We start from the raw sequence: 16,461 nt of genomic DNA, 5'->3' as shown, positions 1-16,461 counted from the left end.
GGGCGGCAGCAGCACGGTCTGGCCCACCGCCGGGCCTTGGGTGTCAGGGCCCAACTCGACAACACGCCCGACGCCCTCGCTGCCACCGACCGCTGGCAACGGCGGCAGCAACCCGTACTGACCGGTGAGCGTCAGTACGTCGCTGGGGTTGATGGGCGCGGCCAGCACCGCCACAAGGGCTTGACCCTGGGCCAGCACTGGACGATCGAATGGCACCGCCTCGATCGCGGCTTGCGGCACCGGACCGTGTTCGTTGTATTGCGCTTTGAGCATCGTCGTCATATCGGTTTCAGTGCCTTGTCGGCGTGTGTGTTGGTCAGGCCAATGCTAGGGAGTGCCGGCGTAGTGCGGAAGATAGACACCTGCCTCCATCCCTGCAGGGAGTCGCCGCCGGTGAGCTGCGAGAACACCCCCTCACGTGCAGGGGGACCCCAGACGCGGCGCGAGCCCTGGGGGAGGCTGCAGCACCACCCAGGCCATTGGCTTCGTCCGCGGGCACCACCATGCTCGACAGTCGTGGCTCTCCAAAAAGCGCGACCTCGGGACCCTGCCCACGATGCGCCTCGGCGGCGCCAGTCCTCGATCTGCGCTTGGAGGTCGCGCTCGGCTTCGTGCCTCCCCGCATGGCCCGTGGCCTCGCAGTGGCTGCGGGACGCCGGCACCACCCCGTCGGCCTGGAAAGGACTCCCTCCCTTGCCCCGGATGTGAAAACTCCCGCTTTCGGCCCCGTCGCGGACCACCCCAAGCACCGGCCGTTACCGGAAGTGTGCCAATCCAGCTTGAGATGTGTCAAAGTATGGCAGGGGACTTCACCGCATCATTGATCCAGTGTTACGTCAACCATCCATCACCGTCCGCACGGCAGCCTTCGTCGGAGTTGCGTGCCTCACCCTGTTGGCGATCGATGCCTGGAACAGCTGGCAGGCGCGAACGGAGCAGGTCGAGCAGATGAGCGTTGCGGCATCGAACCTTGCGCGTGCGATGGCCCAGCACGGCGACGACACGATCAAGAAGGCCGATCTCTCGCTGGTCGGGATCGTCGAGCGGGTCGAGCAGGACGGCACCGGCCCGGCTGCCGTCGCGCGGCTGCGCAAGGTGCTCGCGGCGCGGGTCGTCGAACTTCCTGAACTCGACGGTCTGCACATCTACGACAAGAACGGAAACTGGGTCGCGAACTCCCGGCCCACGCCCCCGGAGAACCTGAACAACGCGGACAGGGAGTACTTCGTCTTCCATCGCGCACATGAGGATCGTGGACCGCACATCGGTACGCCGGTGAAGAGCCGAACCACCGGCAGGCTTCTCATCCCCGTGTCCCGACGGATCGATCACGCGGATGGCAGTTTCGCAGGGGTGGTGCTCGCGACCATCAACGTCGACTTCTTCGTGAAGTTCTACGACAGCCTGGACATCGGCCGGGACGGCGCGGTTGGCCTGGTGCTCGACACCGGGACGATGATGACTCGGCGGCCGTACAGCCCCGAGACGGTCGGCAAGAACGTGACGACCGCGGATTTCTTCCGTACCTATGTCGCCGAGGGCCCCGTCGGAACGGCCTACATCAAATCGGCGCAGGACGGCGTGACGCGTCTGAACAGCTTTCGGCGGCTCGAGCATTTCCCGCTGTTCGTGACCGCGGCCCTGTCGAAGGATGAGATCCTGGCCGCCTGGTGGCGCGAGGCCCTTTGGCACACAGCGGGCATTCTCCTGCTGACGTCGATTGTCGGGTTCGTGGGGTGGCGCCTGATCGGGCAGATCGAGCTGAGGACCCGAAGCGAGAGCGACCTGCGACAGGCGCGCGATGCGCTGGAGACGCTGAACAAGACCCTCGAGACGCTGGCGATGGAGGACGGCCTCACGGGGTTGGCGAATCGCCGCCAGTTCGACGTTACGCTCGACAGCGAGTTCGGTCGGGCCGTGCGCGAAGCGAGCACCCTGGCGCTCATCATGATCGATGTGGATTGCTTCAAGCAGTACAACGACATCTACGGCCATGCGGCCGGGGACGAGTGCCTGCAATCGATCGGCCGCACGGTCGCCAGACTCACATCGCGACGCGCAGGAGACCTTGCGGCCCGATATGGTGGGGAGGAGCTGGCGGTGCTGCTGCCGCACACCGGCGTGGAAGGCGCTCTTATCTTGGCCGAGCAGATTCGCAACGCCGTGCGTGACCTCAAGATCGCGCATGCCGGGGCCGCAGGCGGCTTCGTCACCTTGAGCGCTGGCGTGGAGGCGCTCAGTCCTGTGCCCGGCAGGGGGCTGCCGAAAGAACTGATCCAGGCGGCGGACAAGGCGTTGTACGCGGCCAAGACCGCAGGCCGCAACCGCGTGTGCTCAGCGGGTCAGCCGGCGCCTGCCTGAGCGGTGCGCTGTGGGGGGACACGCTGGCGGCGTTGCTGGCGAATCCTGACGAGTTCGCCAAGTCGCTGCGCGCCGGACAGGTGCCCATGGATCGACGTCTGGTGGAGGCGCTGGACGGCTGCAGACTCTCCAGTCGCTGGTCTATCGCGGCGCGCTGGTAGGCCTCACGTACTGACGACGTGCGCGGGGAGTGGCCTCACTTCCTGCTCGTCCAGCCAAGCCAAAAACCGTAGATCGCCACGGCGATGATGGCAACTACCGCCTTGATGATCATGAATTCGAGCACGCCCCTATCAATGTGACATTACTTCAATCCAGTTGAACTAAGACCTGATTTTCTTCTGCCCCGAGCGATATCAGTTGATCGGCATCACCTGCCTGTTTCGCGGATTGACCACGAGTCCAGGCCCAGCTGCGGGGTACACGTCCCCGGATGGCGGATTTGAGGACACCGCCGCCAATGCTGGGGTAGAACTGCCCATTGCGTGGATTAATAGCTCCATTGGGAGCGCCCATGGCGAGGCCTTGGGCGCCTGAGTCCGGCATCGCGCCGGAGTAATACGATCTCTGTTCAATGTCGTGCGGGTGTCCAGCACCAGACGGTGCGTCGTGCCGTTGACGTTCAGTGTCACGGGCGAAGCTGCGGGCCGCGCTGGCGGCGCGGCTGGGCGCCGCGGCGGCGTCGTGGCCACCAGCGCCGGCACCGATGCCGAGACCGCGCCTGCCTTCAGCTGTTAGCGCCGATGTAAAACTAACCCACTGGGGATGCGGACAAAAACTTGGACTACCAGGAGGTAGTTCATGTATTCATCCGAAGACAGAATTCGAGCGGCCGAGCTGTACATCAAGCTCGGCAAACGCGTCAGGGCGACCATTCGCCAATTGGGGTCCCCGACCAAGAATGCGCTGAAGGGCTGGCACCGTGAGTACGAGCGGCGGCTCGACCTACAGAAGGGCTATGCGCGCTCGAAGCCCAAGTGTTCCCAAGAGCAGAAGGAGGTGGCTGTCAGACACTACGTTGATCATGGATGCATGCATTGCATTCACCATCAAGGCGTTGGGCTATCCGGTACGCGAATCGCTGCGTTCCTGGATTCACGAATCGCACCCCGAGTTGCACGTGCGCATCACGGATCTCCCGGAGTACTGGCGAGCGCGATCTTCAGTTGCCGTGTGAGCATTCCCTGTGTCCGCTCGGCAGTGCTTGCTCTCATGTCCGCTCCGCAAGCGCATACGCTTCCTCGCTTGGCGTGGCGTGGCGCGGCGCTGCTTCGCCCGATTGCCGACGTTGAACGGCGGCAACGCCGCAGCCTCGCTGGTTCCTCAGAACGAATGCCGCATGCCCAGCATGACCCCTGATTGAGATCCGCCTGCAGCGGGATTGCTGCCGGCCGCACCGGAACTCACGGACAAGGCAAGGCTGCCGTCGTTGGAGATATGTCCGGCTGTCGCGTACAGTGCTGTGCGTTTGGACAAGTGATAGGTTCCGCGTACAGCGGCAAGGGTTGCGCGGTTCCTGCTGTTCCGGTAGTCGAGCCGGAAGATTTGCGCGTCGAGGGTCAAGGCCGGCAAGACTGGGTAGCTTCCGCCAACGTACCAGAGATTGCTTCGGGGAGTAAGGGGACTGGCATCGTTGTCTCGGCGGATCAAACCTGCAGCGAGTTGTCCCTCTCCCACCTTCACATATCCGTTAGCCGAAATGCGGCGGTCTTTGAGGGTGCTGCTCACAAGGCCTGCAAAAGCGCCCGGCCCGCCGCGGATTTCGTCAACGGCGAGGGCCGTGCCCCATCTTGCGGCGTCGTACTTCAGCAGCACGGACCATTCGCGGCAAGCCTTGCTGTCGGCGGCACTTTCACCGGCGCAGTTGGTTCCCGCCGGACTCGGCCCGGCGTTCGCCACGTCGCGTCCAAGGCTGTAGGAGGCGCCCATCGTGAGGCCGCCGAACGTACCCCGGTAGACGATGGCGTTGTCGGCGCGCGCGTTCGGTATGTATGCGTCGAGCGAGCCGCTGCCGTAGACGTTCGGCCCGAGCACGTCCGCGTCCAGCAGCGACCAGAACAGCATCGTGTACTGGCGCCCCAGCGTCACCGTGCCCCAGCCTCCGGACAGGCCCACGAAAGCTTGTCGCCCGAAGCTGCGGCCTCCCTGGTTCAGGCTGCCGGTGTCCGGCCCGAAGCCTGATTCCAGCACGAACACGCCGCGCAAGCCGTCACCGAGATCCTCGACGCCGCGCACACCCCAGCGGGACGGCAGGCTGCCCGTCAGCGAGGGCATGCGGATCAGGCGGTTGGTGCCGGGGCCGACATTGCTGATGTACTCGACGCCGGTGTCGATGAGCCCGTAGAGCGAGACGCTGGAAGCCGATGCGGCCCGTGCGCGCGACTGCGCCTCCGACTCGACGCGACGCGCATCCTGGTCGGGCGCCGTGGCGGGACCGCTCACGCTGGGCGACTGTGCCCATGCGCTGGCGGCGAGCAAGCCCGCTGCGGCGGCTGCGATCGATTTCTTCTTCGAGATTTGTCTGTTCATGGTTTGTCTCCAGGTGTTATTGCGAAAAAAAGGCGAGCGCCATCCACACCGATGCCTCGCATCGATTGCGGTGTGAGAAAGACAGAGGAAGGGAGAAGGGACCTGCCGGCGCTCAAGCGTCCGGCGAGGTCAGCGGATCACGCGTGAACTACTTGGCTACGCACTGCGATGCATAGGCGTCCGCATGCGATTGCAGGACGTTTTCCGCCAGCAGGCGGAATTCAGGCTTGCCCGCCGCGCCCTTGGCGATCTCGAACACGTGATAGTTCTGGACCGGAAAGTTGTTGGCCCCGAAGCGGAACGCACCGCGCACGGACTTGAACGGCGTTGTGGCAATGGCCTTTGTCAGCGCCTTGTGGTTGGAGGCGTCGCCCTTGAGCTTTGCAAGGGCGGCGTCGAGCGCCATCGCGGCGTCGTAGCTGAAGGCCGCATAGGCGGAGGGCATGCGTGCGTACTTCTTCTCGAAGGCCGCCACGAACTGGCGAGACTCGGCCCCCGTGTTGCCGGGCGACCAGGCGTCGGCGGTAATGACGCCAACGGCGGCAGTGCCCATGGCGGTCATCGAGGTGCCCTCGACGGTGTTGGTCGTATAGAGAGGGATCTTGCCGAGCAGGCCGGCCTGCTGGTACTGCCGCACGAAGGTCACGCCGAGCCCGCCAGGATAGAAGGCGAAGACAGCCTCGGGCCGGGCTGCGCCGAGGCGCGTGAGCTCGGCGGAAAAATCCAGCTGATTCAGCGGCGTGTAGACCTCGTCGACGATCTCGCCCTTGTAGAAGCGCTTGAGTCCGGCGATCTTGTCCTTGCCGCCGACAAAGTTCGGCGTCATCACGCTGATGCGCTTGACGCCCTTGTCCGTCAGGTACTTGCCCATGGCCTCCGCGGGCACGTCGCTTTGCCATGAGGTCACGAAGAGGTTCGGCTTGCACTGCGCGCCTGCCGCAGCCGACACGCCGGCGACCGAACCGAGGAACGGCACGTCCGTCGATGCGATCTTGTTTTGAAGCGCCATCATGATGTTGGCGAAGGTCAGGCCCGTGACCACGTCGACCTTCTCTTTCTCGAGCAGCTTGGAAAGGGCGCCAAGCGCGACCTCGGGCTTCTGCTGGTCGTCTTCCTTGAAGAGGGTGGCGGTGGCGCCGCCGAGCTTGCCGCCCAGTTGCTCGAGCGCGAGGTTGAAGCCGTCGAGCTGGTCGCGTCCGACATCGGCCGAAGGGCCGCTCAGCGTGGCGAGGAATCCGACTTTCACGTCGGCATGGGATGCCGAGGCAAGCAAGGCGATGCAGAGGGCGAGAGCGTTGTGCTTGGTGGTCTTTTTCATGATGTCTCCTCAGGTGGGCTCGTTCAGGGGCTGCGCTACAGAAGGCGGGCGGACTGGTCCGACAGCCGCACGGCGACGGAAAAGCCGCCCTCCATCAGCAGCCATTTCTTCACTTCGATCGTCACCACGCCTTCTTTCACAAAGGGGTCGCAAGACAGGAGCTCCCGCGCATGCGAGGCCGATGCGGCGCGCACGATCGACAGGCCGCCGAGCGAGCCGGGCGCGCTCGTGTCGTCCGTGAAAGGGCCGGAGGCGAACAGCTCGCCGCGGCGTTCCGCGGCGATCATCCAGTGCAGGTGTGCCTCCAGCAATTGCGGCATGCGCGCAAGATTGCCGGGCTTGCGCAGCGCCACGTAGAGCGGCTTGTTGAGCATGGCGCTCAGCAGCTCATGAGCGCTCTGGTTTTGCGCGGCCATCATTCGCGGTCTTCAAAGTTCATGGGGAACTCCGGGGGCGGCGGTGTCGCTGCCCACACCGCGGTCAGCTCTTGCGGCGTGACGTTCAAGGCTTCCCAATCGCTGTCGTCCTCGGGAATGACGTCGATGTCCCAGAAGTACTCGACCAGGCTGTTCCACGGATCGCGGATGTAGTGAAAGTAGTTCGAGCCGCCCACGTGCCGTCCCAGCCCGAAGCCGTCCTTGTAGCCCGCACGCAGCAAGGTCTGTGCGCCGATCTCGATCTCGTCGATATCCCCGACCTCGAAGCTGAGGTGGTGCAGTCCGGTGTGCGTGCTATGGGCAAAGGCCACGATGTGGTGGTCGCCGCCCGCACTGCCCCGCAGGAAGGCCAGAACGTCGCCCGCGCGGTCCGACACCTTCATGCCCAGGACTTCGGTATAGAACGCGACTGATTTGTCCACGTCGGGAGAGAACTTGATGAGGTGGCCCATGCGCCGCGGCCGGGCCCTTTTCTGTTGCGAGGAAGGATTGCATGCGCGTGTGCCCATGCGGCGGTAGCGGCCGGGGGCATTGATCTCGGCCGGCACTGGCGCGTTCGATGGCTGCGGCTCGGCCACCTGCACGTTGAGCCAGTCGCCATGCGGGTCGCGAAACCAGATGCCCGCCATCGGCCCGAAAGGGCTTTCGGCCAGGGCCACGCCACGGCGTTCGAGCGTGGCGATCAGCGCGTCCATGCCGGCCGCATTGGTGCCGAGCGAGACGTAGCTCAACTTCTTGCGCGCGCCGGGCATCAGTCGCAACAGCTCCTGGGCACTTCCTTCGCAATGGAAGAGCAGATCGTCACCCGAGACCCGCGTCTCCAGGCCGAAGAGTTCGTAGAAGACACGGCCGACCTCGAGCTCGGGAACGGTCATGCCCACTTGCAGCAACGAGCGGATCATTGGGGTCTCCTAGCGGATGGGCGAAAAGCTCGCCGGGGTCAGCAACTCGCTGCGCTGTCGCACCACCAGGGCCGCCGTCTTTCCGAGAAAGCTGCGCCACTGTGGATTGGCCGAGAGCGCCGCGCGCCGCGAGACGCGGTCTTCGTAAGAGTCGAAGCCCCACAGCTGCACGATGCGGTTGAGTTCGCCAACTTCGGCGACGAAGTAGCCAATGAGCCGCCCCAGCGCCTGCTGCTGCAGCGGGAGTCCTTCGGCCTCGTAGCCTGCGAGAAATTCAGGCAGCGAGCCGGGCTTCAGTTCATAGATGCGTTGTTCGATGATCATGGCCAGTCTGGAGAGATCGCGCCGCCGGCCCGTGGGCCGATGCACTCACTCAGTCTCCTTGTTGATGTGCCTGGATTCTGCGTTTTAGCGACTGACCGAACCATACTGAATCGATGATTCATTCGTATAAACGCAATTTGTGGAGCGAGCCGAATGGCGACTCTCGCAGCTGCGATGCGCGAAGCGAAGACGCAGGCAAACGCTGCCGGTCGTGTGGCTTGGTGAGCTGAAACCGCGTGACCCGCGCGCCGCCGAGCGGGTCGATGTCGTCAGGTGGGAGCCAGCTGCTGCACGACGAAGTCGCGCATCCACTTGTTCGCGGGATCCTGGTGGTAGCGGTCGTGCCAATACAGGAAAATCTCGAAGCTGGGCAGATCGAGGGGGAGCGGCTTGATGACCAGCGGGTAGTGCTCGGCCAGCGTCTCGGCAAGGATTGCCGGCGCCGACCACAGGAGATCGGAGCTCACCACGAAGTGGGGCGCCGCCAGATATTGCGGCAGCCGAATCTTGATGCGGTTTCGCGCGCCCGCGTCGATCAGCGCGCGTTCCAGCTGGATATGGCCGCTGCCGGAGTATTCCACCAGCAGATGTTCGCTTTCGCTGAAGCGTTCCAACGTCATCTTCTTGTCCGCGAGCGGATGCCCGGTGCGCATGACGCACACGTAGTGCTGGGTGTGAATCAGGCGCCGATGGATTCCCGCTTCCAGTGAGGGAAGGAACCCCAGCGCGAAGTCGATTTGTCCGCCGGCCATGCCGCTGACGGTTTCCGGGATCGAACGAAAAACCGTTCGAAGCCGGATGCCTGGCGCGCATTCCGCAAGGGCGGCCATGATCTGCGGAAACGACACTGCTTCCCCGATGTCGCGGGTGCGCACGGTGAACATCCGCTTTGCCGTGGCCGGCTCGAAGCGCCGACGCTCTACCTGCGTCTTGCGGACCATGGACAGCACGTCCAGCAGCATCGGTGCCAGGTCCGACGCCAGGGGTGTCGGCTCCATCTTGCGGCCGACCGGCGTGAACAGCTTGTCCTCGTACTCCTCGCGCAGGCGCTTCAGCGACGCGCTCACCGCGGCCTGGGTCAAACCGAGACTCTCGGCGGCGCCGGTCACGGAGCGGTCGCGCCAGATGGCCTCGAAGGTATAGAGGAGGTTCAGGTCTTTCACGTGCAAAGTATAGAAGTGATTTATACGAATGAATCATCGAATCGGTCTGGATTGATGCTCGTCGGAACCGCAGAATCCGCTTCAACTACCAGGAGACACAGGTGCTACAACCTCATCACGTCATCGGCATGATCGGCATCGGCCAGCTCGGCCTGCCCATTGCCGTCAATCTCATGCGGGCCGGCTTCAGGGTGGTCGGCTTCCGACGCACGGACCGCGAGGCGTTCTCGCGCGCCGGCGGCGAGGCGCTGCAATCTCCGGCCGAAGTGACCCGCGAGGCCGACGTGCTGTTGCTGTGCCTGCCCGGTGAGGACGCGCAGGCGGCGGTGCTCAACGGCGCGGACGGTATCTTGCAGGCACTTGCTCCCGGCAAGATCGTCATCGAAATGGGCACCTACACGCGGGACTACAAGGTGCAGCAGGCGCTGCGTGTGCAACAGGCCGGCGCCCGCATGCTCGAGGCCGAGGTGAGCGGATCGCCTCCCATGGTGGTCGAGCGCCGCGCTGCCCTGTACGTCGGTGGCGACGAGGACTTGTTCCAGGCGTGCAAACCGGTACTGGATGCCATCACGGAGCACCATTTCCACCTGGGCGATGTCGGCTCGGCGGTCGCGATGAAGCTGATCGCCAACACGCTCGTCACGATCCATACGCTCGCTGCCGCGGAAGCCATGAACATGGGCGTTCGGGCGGGCTTTGCACCCGAGCGCGTCGCGGAAGTCATTCGCCAGGGCGCGGGCAATTCGGCCATGTTCACGATCCGCGCGCCCATGATGGCCGCGCGGGCCTTCACACCCGCGCCCGGCTCGTTCAACACCTTGCACAAGTACTTGCGACTCGGCGCAGGGATGGCGCGTGAGCTGGGTTGCGCCACGCCGCTTTTTTCTGCGGCCGCTCCTTACTTCCTGCGGGCACTGGAAGGCGGCATGGGCGAGGAGGACATTTCCGCCGTGATCAAGCTCCTGGAAGCCGAGTCGCGTCCATCGAATCAGAGCGGCAGCTTTTCTCTCGAATGACTTCCATGAAATATCAACTGTTCACGTATGAAACGGAACGCATTGCGCGGTCCGGCATTTCGATCGGCACGGACTGGTTCGACCTGGGCGATGTTGCGCGCACTGCCGGTTGCGCAAGCCTGGCAGCGGCCAGCCTCGATGAACTCTTGGGCCGCTGGGCGTCGTGCGTCCCTGAACTCGACAAGCTGGCCACGGACCTTGCCGCCAAGCCAGGTCGGTTCTCGTCCGCGGCGCTCGATCCGGCCAGCCTCGTTCTGCGTTCGCCATTCGGCCGGCCCGGCGCCATCTATGCGGCGGGTGCCAACTACCGCGATCACGTGGAAGCCATGGGCCGCGCCTTCAACCAGAAGCTGGTGCTCGATCCGAAGAAGGACGGCGTGCCGCCCTGGCACTTCCTGAAGGCAGGTGCCGCAACCCTCTCCGGCCATCGGGGAGAAGTGGCGTATCCGGCTCGCACCGAGCGCTTGGACTGGGAGGCCGAACTCGCCGTCGTGATCGGCAGGCGTGCCACGCAGGTCGGCGTGGACAGCGCACTGGACTACGTGGCGGGCTACATGTGCGCCAACGACCTGTCGGCGCGCGACCACCTGGTGCGGGACAGCGTGGATCCTTCGTCTCCCTTCCGCTTCGACTGGATCGGCCACAAGTGCTTCAACGGCTCGTGTCCATTGGGGCCGGTGTTCACGCCGGCGCAGTTCGTCCGCTCGCCGGAAAACCTGGCCATCAAGCTCTGGGTCAATGGCGAGCTGCGGCAGGACTCGAACACCAGCAACCATCTCTATGGCGTTGCCGAACAGATCGCCTACCTGAGCGAGCGCGTGGACTTGCTTCCCGGTGACGTGATCCTGACCGGTACGCCGGCAGGCGTCGGCATGGAGACCGGCACCTTCCTCAAGCGCGGCGACGTGACGAGGGTATGGATCGAGGCGCTCGGAGAACTCGAGACCCGCATCGTTTAGCCGCGGCTGCAGCGCACAACCAGACGCAGGAGGTGTCAGTGAAGCAGGTCTTGAAACAGGCGTTCATGTTCATCCGGTTTTTCATCGTTCCATGGCTGGCCGCGCTGATCGCGGGATGCGCCGGCGGCACCGGTGTGGTGGCGGAAGCTCCACCGCCTTTGCGCGTCATCGTGTTTCCCGGCGCATTCAACTGGCCGCTGTGGGTGGCCCAGGACAAGGGTTTCTTCGCCAGCGAGCGGCTGGCTGTCGCGATCACGCCGACGCCGAACTCCACGTTCCAGATGAAGGGCCTGATCCAGGGCGAGTTCGACATCGCCATGACGGCCATGGACAACGTCATCGCCTACCGGGAAGGGCAGGGCGAGGCGGGCGTGGGCGGACCCGATCTGGTGGCGGTCATGGGTTCGGACGCGGGCTTCCTCCGGCTGGTCGCATCGCCGGAGAGCCGCGGCTATGCCGACCTGCGCGGCAAGACACTGTCGGTGGACGCCCTGACCACAGGCTACGCCTTCGTGCTGCTCGAACTGATGGAACGCCACGGCCTGGTGCTGGACCGCGACTACAGGACCGAACGCGCGGGCGGCGTGTTGCAGCGCTACCAGGCGCTGCTGGAGCGCAAGCACGCGGCGACCATCCTGGTGGCGCCGTTCGACGCGATGGCCGAAGCGCAGGGCTTCAACCGCCTGGCCAATGCGACGGACGAGCTTGGCCACTACCAGGGCGTCGTCGCCGCGGTCCGTCAGGGCTGGGCGCGTGCCCATCCGGACCACGTGCGAGGCTACATTCGCGCCCACGCGCGCGCTGTCGACTGGCTGCGCGAGCCCCGCAACAAGGACGAGGCAGCCAGGATCTTCCTGGCCCACATGCCGCCGAACACGCCGCCGCAGGCAGCGGACAGCGCCTACCGCGCGTTGCTGTCAGGCCCTGAAAGCTTTCAGCGCCGGGCACAGATCGACCTTGCAGGCGTCGAGATGGTCGTGAAGCTGCGCGCCAAGTTCGGCCGGCCGGGCGCCAGGCTGCACGAGGCCGCGACCTACTACGACCCGAGCTTTCACGAAGCCGCTTTTCACAACCGTTGAACCGGGGGCCCGACATGTACCGCAGAACCCTTCTCCAGGGAGCCGCCGGTGCGGCCGCCGTCATGGGCTTGCCTGGTTGCGTCACCACGCCAGGCTCGACGCAGGCCGACCTGATCCTTCGGAGCGGAAGAATCCACACGCTCGATGCACGCAACCGCATGGTGTCGTCCGTCGCCGTGCGTGACGGCAAGATCCTGGCGGTGGGTTCCGATGCAGAAACCGCGGCATTCCAGGGGCCCCGCACGAAGCTGGTCGAACTGGCTGGCCGCGTGGTGATCCCGGGCCTCAACGACTCGCACATCCACCTGATCAACGGGGGACTCCAGTACAACCTCGAGGTGCGCTGGGACGAGGTCGAATCGTTGGCCGATGCGCTGCGGCTCTTGCGCGACCAAGTGCAGCACACGCCTCCTGGCCAATGGGTACGCGTGCTCGGCGGCTGGTCGGAGTTCCAGTTCGTCGAGAAACGAATGCCCACCATCGAGGAGCTCAACGCTGTCTCGGGCGACGTGCCGGTCATGCTGCTGCACTTCTACGACACTGCGCTGCTGAACAAGGCGGCGCTGCGGGCGCTGGGCTACACGAAGGACACGCCGCAGCCCGCCGGCGGCGAGATCGTGCGCGACGCGCTCGGCCATCCCACGGGCGTGATCCTGGCCAAGCCCAGCATGTTCTCGGTGTACTCGGCGATGCGCCGCGCACCGCAGCTGGACCACGCGGCGCGGCTGAACTCCATGCGCCAGTTCATGGGTGAACTCAATCGTGTCGGCATCACGAGCGTGAGCGACGGCGGCGCCGACAACAACCTGGCGGACTACGCGTTGATGACCGAGCTGGCCGCCGGCAGGCATCTAACGGTGCGCGTGGCCTGCAGCATGTTCAGCTTCTCGCCGGGCAAGGAGTACGAGGACTTCGCATCCTGGATCAGGCAGGTGAAACTGACCGACGACCCGATCTACAAGATCCGCGGCGCCGGCGAAATTCTCACCTTCTCGGCCTTCGACTCGGCCAACTTCCTGCTGCCGCGGCCGAACCTGCAGCCGACGGGCGAAGCGGAGTTCGAGAAGGTCATCCGCCTGTTCGTCGAGCACGGCTGGCCTTTCCAGTTTCATGCCTCCTACGACGAGTCCATCACGCCACTGCTGGGTGTGCTGGAGCGCGTGCGGCGCGATGCCCCGATCGACCGCGTGCGCTGGTTCCTCGACCATGCCGAGACGATCTCGCCGCGCAACATCGAGCGCGTGAAGGCGCTGGGCGGCGGCATCGCCGTGCAGAACCGCATGACGTTCCAGGGCGAGAGCTTCTTGCGGCGCTACGGCGCCGGTGTGGCCGACCGCGCGCCGCCGGTAGGCGAGATGCTGCGTGCCGGTGTGCCGGTTGGCCTGGGCACCGATGCCACCCGCATCGCGAGCTACAACCCGTGGATCTCGCTGCAGTGGTTCGTGACCGGGCGCACGGCCGGTGGCCTGCAGATGGTGGGCGCCGCGAACCGGCTCGACCGGCAGCAAGCGCTGCGGCTGTACACCCAGGGCAGCGCCTGGTTCTCCGGTGACGAGGCGGCCAAGGGGTCGCTCGAGCCCGGAAAGTTGGCTGACCTGGCGGTGCTGTCGGCCGACTACTTCGCTGTGCCCGAGGACCAGATCCGCAAGATCGAGTCAGTGTTGACGGTGATGGACGGGCGGATCGTGCATGCCAAGGGGCCCTACCGATCCGTTGCGCCGGCACCCCTGCCTGTGAATCCGGACTGGTCACCGGTAGCCTCGGCCCGTGCGGCCGAGGAAGAGGGGCGCTACCTCGCCAAGGCCATGCGCGGGCCGCACGCCTGCGGCCACGCGCACGCCAATGGCGACAGCTGCGCTGGCCACACACATGCCCCCAACTGGATACAGGGCGACGCAGGGATGTGGTCGCTCAGCTGCAGCTGCATGGTGACGTGAGAAAGCGAGACGGAAAAGCGCGCCTGCAGAGCCCGTTTTTCCGCTTGGCACTCACTTTACGGGGTAACGGTGGTTGGCTGCCAGAGAAGCGGCAGCCGGGAAGTCCAAAAAATCAACCTCAAACAAGGAGACAAAAGGTGCGTTTAAGAGAGAGATGCCGTGCATTGGACGGCGCATTCAAGGTGGTGATGGTCATGATCGTTGTGGCAAGCGCTTGTGTTGGCAGTGGTGGCGTGAATGCGCAGATCGCGTCAGGCGGCGATGGGACTCGGTCGATATCGATTCCATCCAAGGAAGATTCAAATCCCGGCGGAAGCCATCGCATGACGATTGTCAACGGCGTGCGCCTGCACTACCTCCGGGCAGGGAAAGGGCCCGTGATCCTGTTGCTACACGGCTGGGCGAACACCTCCTACGCTTGGCATCACGTCATTCCAATGCTCTCCACTCGATACACAGTCATTGCGCCGGATCTGCGGGGGATGGGCGACTCTTCCAGGCCGTTGGCCGGGTACGATCGGGAAACGGTGGCGAGGGACATGCTCGAACTGATGGATCAACTGGGTGTCAAGAGCGCACTGGTTGTCGGCCACGATCTCGGCGCGCACGTTGGCTTCGAACTCGCTGCCCGCCATCCCGGCCGGGTGACCAAGCTCGTGATGCTGGATTGTGTTGTTCCGGGCATTCCGCCTTGGGATCTGCTCACCAAGGACAGTCGTCTCTGGCACTGGAGTTTCTACAACGTGCCGGATCTCCCGGAGGCCCTGATCCAGGGTAAAGAGCGTACGTACTTTTCCTGGTTCATCCGCAACTTTGCGGTGAACATCGAAGCCGTCGATGCGGACATGGATGCGGTGGTCAAGGCGTATTCGGAACCTGGGGCCGTTCGAGGCGGGCTCGGCATGTTTCGCACCATTGCGGCCGACGCGAAGCGCAACGCTAGCTGGCTGGAAGGCAACAAACTGGAAATGCCTGTTCTGGCGCTGGGAGGCAGCATGGGCGTAGGCCCGATTCTGTTGCAGCAGATGGAGGCGGCCGGCAAGCAGGTGCGTGGTGGTGTGATCCAGAACTGTGGGCACTGGCTTGCGACGGAATGCCCCCAGACTTTGGTCGAGCAGATGACCAAGTTTTTCAGCGAGGAAACAAACAGGTGAAAGCCCCTGCTCTACGCAATCTTGATCGCCGATCGGTGCTAGGTGCTCTCGCTGCATCCGCCTCCGTCTTCATGATGCCGCCGTCCCTGGCCAAGGAGGCGCATGCGATGGACGGAGAAAGCCCCTGGTTCTCGGCGTTCGGGCTCCGGATGAAGGTGGAGGTGACGACCGCCTCAACCGGCGGAACGATGTCCGCTACCCGCGTTATCTCGCAGCCCGGTGGAGGTCCGCCGGCCCATGTCCATACCCACGAGGATGAGGTTTTTCTCATTCTGCGGGGTCACTACCGTTTCTGGCAGAAGGGCGAACGAGCGATCGAAGCACCGGCTGGGACGCTGGTACAACAGCACAAAGGAATGGTGCACCAGTATCGCAACGTCAGCGACGTGGAGGGCGAGCACATTCTTTTTTGCCTGCCAGGGGGGCTTGAGGAACTGTTCATCGCGGTGGCAAACGAAGGGCTCGCCGTGCCGCGTGACATGAAGCGTGTCGTGGATCTGTCTGCGCAGTACGGCGTCACCTATCAATCGTCAATCGACAAATAGCGGCGGGGCTAAGCCGCAACTGCACTGGTCGTATGAGAAAAGTGCGGCGCGGTCCAGAGGCCGCGGGTTGGGATAAGGGTTCTGCACGGCCAGATCGGCCACGCGGTCGAGAGACTCCGCCGGCAGGCCGAGTTCCTTCAGCGCCAGCGGTGCGCGGGCAGCACGCATGAGATCGCAGATCGCCTGCGGCACGCGGTTCTCGACAGTGTCGAGCGCTCGTGCCGCACGCGACATGGCGTCCGGGGCGTTGTAGGCCAGCGTGTGCGGCAGCATCACAGTGTGGGTCTCGGCGTGCGGCAACACCCGTGCGTCGCGGCCGGTCTTCTATGCCATCCTCGGTGATGCCGTAAATGGACGTCATCTCGCTGCCCGCGTAGGTGGTGGGAATGGCCAAGATGGGAAGCGAGTGCTCCAGGCGCGATGGCCTTGCCCAGGCCAATGGTCGAGCCGCCGCCGACGGCGACCATGCCATCGGCGTGCACCGACCGAGCGTGGGCCACGGCTTCGCGCGCGGTTTCGATCGGCACGTGCATGACGGCACGGTCGAAGATGCCGGCCGCGCGCGCCCAGCCGCCCCGCGACCGACTCCGCGGTTTCGCGCTGCTCTGGCGTGCACAGCACCAGCGCACGCCGCACGTTCAAGGCAAGCAGTTCCTCTTCGTGGCGGCTCAGACTGCCGCGTCCGAACACGACTCGGGCCGGCGCGCATTGGTAGGTGAAGGACAGGCGCTCCATCG

At 64.7% G+C, this 16,461-nt stretch carries 15 protein-coding genes and 2 pseudogenes; 9 read left to right on the top strand and 8 right to left on the bottom strand.

Annotation, left to right across the window (positions count from 1 at the left end; translation table 11 throughout):
* Positions 1-282 (bottom strand): alcohol dehydrogenase catalytic domain-containing protein (locus ASC92_RS22970; protein ID WP_157609116.1); only part of this gene is annotated, 282 nt, incomplete at its 3' end.
* A gap of 546 nt (positions 283-828) precedes the next feature.
* Between ASC92_RS22970 and ASC92_RS22965 the strand changes: the two genes are divergently transcribed.
* The 3 genes and pseudogenes from ASC92_RS22965 to ASC92_RS29125 form a co-directional block, all read left to right on the top strand.
* Entirely contained in the window at positions 829-2,361 is a 1,533-nt protein-coding gene (locus ASC92_RS22965; protein WP_056520368.1) for a sensor domain-containing diguanylate cyclase, read from the top strand.
* Positions 2,331-2,522, top strand: a complete 192-nt coding sequence (locus tag ASC92_RS28730; RefSeq protein ID WP_157609115.1) for a hypothetical protein — start codon at positions 2,331-2,333, stop codon at positions 2,520-2,522. The genes ASC92_RS22965 and ASC92_RS28730 overlap by 31 nt, the downstream gene beginning before the upstream one ends.
* A gap of 640 nt (positions 2,523-3,162) precedes the next feature.
* A pseudogene (locus tag ASC92_RS29125) lies at positions 3,163-3,490 on the top strand (IS3 family transposase); the annotation flags it as partial.
* Between the two features lie 194 nt (positions 3,491-3,684).
* Here ASC92_RS29125 and ASC92_RS22960 read toward each other — a convergent pair.
* From ASC92_RS22960 to ASC92_RS22935, 6 genes are all read right to left on the bottom strand, one after another.
* Positions 3,685-4,890: a porin gene (locus tag ASC92_RS22960; protein ID WP_082519691.1), complete on the bottom strand. Its 1,206-nt coding sequence runs from the start codon at positions 4,888-4,890 to the stop codon at positions 3,685-3,687.
* Positions 4,891-5,038: 148 nt separating this feature from the next.
* Positions 5,039-6,208 carry an ABC transporter substrate-binding protein gene (locus ASC92_RS22955; RefSeq protein WP_056520367.1) on the bottom strand — a complete coding sequence of 390 codons (1,170 nt, stop codon included), beginning with the start codon at positions 6,206-6,208 and terminating at the stop codon, positions 5,039-5,041.
* Between the two features lie 35 nt (positions 6,209-6,243).
* Complete coding sequence (locus tag ASC92_RS22950) at positions 6,244-6,624, bottom strand: YciI family protein (protein WP_056520396.1); 381 nt, start codon at positions 6,622-6,624, stop codon at positions 6,244-6,246.
* Positions 6,624-7,547, bottom strand: coding sequence for a VOC family protein (locus ASC92_RS22945; RefSeq protein ID WP_056520366.1), 924 nt, complete (start codon positions 7,545-7,547; stop codon positions 6,624-6,626). Before ASC92_RS22945 ends, ASC92_RS22950 begins: the two co-directional genes overlap by 1 nt.
* A gap of 9 nt (positions 7,548-7,556) precedes the next feature.
* Positions 7,557-7,871 (bottom strand): NIPSNAP family protein, encoded by a 315-nt coding sequence (locus ASC92_RS22940; RefSeq protein WP_056520361.1) that lies wholly within the window; start codon positions 7,869-7,871, stop codon positions 7,557-7,559.
* A gap of 269 nt (positions 7,872-8,140) precedes the next feature.
* Positions 8,141-9,034, bottom strand: a complete 894-nt coding sequence (locus ASC92_RS22935; RefSeq protein WP_056520395.1) for a LysR family transcriptional regulator — start codon at positions 9,032-9,034, stop codon at positions 8,141-8,143.
* A 101-nt stretch (positions 9,035-9,135) separates the two neighbouring features.
* Between ASC92_RS22935 and ASC92_RS22930 the strand changes: the two genes are divergently transcribed.
* The 6 genes from ASC92_RS22930 to ASC92_RS22905 all read left to right on the top strand — a co-directional run bounded on the left by ASC92_RS22930 (position 9,136) and on the right by ASC92_RS22905 (position 15,724).
* Entirely contained in the window at positions 9,136-10,050 is a 915-nt protein-coding gene (locus ASC92_RS22930; RefSeq protein WP_414820420.1) for an NAD(P)-dependent oxidoreductase, read from the top strand.
* Positions 10,051-10,055: 5 nt separating this feature from the next.
* Entirely contained in the window at positions 10,056-11,009 is a 954-nt protein-coding gene (locus ASC92_RS22925) for a fumarylacetoacetate hydrolase family protein (protein ID WP_056520357.1), read from the top strand.
* Positions 11,010-11,074: 65 nt separating this feature from the next.
* Positions 11,075-12,088, top strand: a complete 1,014-nt coding sequence (locus ASC92_RS22920) for an ABC transporter substrate-binding protein (protein ID WP_056520394.1) — start codon at positions 11,075-11,077, stop codon at positions 12,086-12,088.
* Positions 12,089-12,150: 62 nt separating this feature from the next.
* Complete coding sequence (locus ASC92_RS22915) at positions 12,151-14,025, top strand: amidohydrolase (RefSeq protein WP_082519690.1); 1,875 nt, start codon at positions 12,151-12,153, stop codon at positions 14,023-14,025.
* A gap of 164 nt (positions 14,026-14,189) precedes the next feature.
* Positions 14,190-15,179, top strand: coding sequence for an alpha/beta fold hydrolase (locus ASC92_RS22910; RefSeq protein ID WP_082519689.1), 990 nt, complete (start codon positions 14,190-14,192; stop codon positions 15,177-15,179).
* Positions 15,176-15,724, top strand: coding sequence for a cupin domain-containing protein (locus tag ASC92_RS22905; RefSeq protein WP_162245736.1), 549 nt, complete (start codon positions 15,176-15,178; stop codon positions 15,722-15,724). Before ASC92_RS22910 ends, ASC92_RS22905 begins: the two co-directional genes overlap by 4 nt.
* On the opposite strand, the pseudogene ASC92_RS28235 reads toward ASC92_RS22905, so the two are convergent.
* Positions 15,710-16,459: pseudogene (locus ASC92_RS28235) on the bottom strand (iron-containing alcohol dehydrogenase). The gene ASC92_RS22905 and the pseudogene ASC92_RS28235 overlap by 15 nt on opposite strands.
* Positions 16,460-16,461: the final 2 nt, after the last annotated feature.

The organism is Variovorax sp. Root411 (assembly GCF_001425205.1).
Lineage (GTDB): Bacteria > Pseudomonadota > Gammaproteobacteria > Burkholderiales > Burkholderiaceae_C > Variovorax.
The sequence above is the reverse complement of the archived record's forward strand: the minus strand, read 5'-3'. Positions and strand labels throughout refer to the sequence as shown.

Excerpts from the sequence above, each read along its gene's own strand:
- ASC92_RS22960 (WP_082519691.1), bottom strand. The coding sequence starts at position 4,890 with ATGAACAGACAAATCTCGAAGAAGAAATCGATCGCAGCCGCCGCAGCG.
- ASC92_RS22955 (WP_056520367.1), bottom strand. The coding sequence starts at position 6,208 with ATGAAAAAGACCACCAAGCACAACGCTCTCGCCCTCTGCATCGCCTTG.
- ASC92_RS22950 (WP_056520396.1), bottom strand. The coding sequence starts at position 6,624 with ATGGCCGCGCAAAACCAGAGCGCTCATGAGCTGCTGAGCGCCATGCTC.
- ASC92_RS22945 (WP_056520366.1), bottom strand. The coding sequence starts at position 7,547 with ATGATCCGCTCGTTGCTGCAAGTGGGCATGACCGTTCCCGAGCTCGAG.
- ASC92_RS22940 (WP_056520361.1), bottom strand. The coding sequence starts at position 7,871 with ATGATCATCGAACAACGCATCTATGAACTGAAGCCCGGCTCGCTGCCT.
- ASC92_RS22925 (WP_056520357.1), top strand. The coding sequence starts at position 10,056 with ATGAAATATCAACTGTTCACGTATGAAACGGAACGCATTGCGCGGTCC.
- ASC92_RS22920 (WP_056520394.1), top strand. The coding sequence starts at position 11,075 with ATGTTCATCCGGTTTTTCATCGTTCCATGGCTGGCCGCGCTGATCGCG.
- ASC92_RS22915 (WP_082519690.1), top strand. The coding sequence starts at position 12,151 with ATGGGCTTGCCTGGTTGCGTCACCACGCCAGGCTCGACGCAGGCCGAC.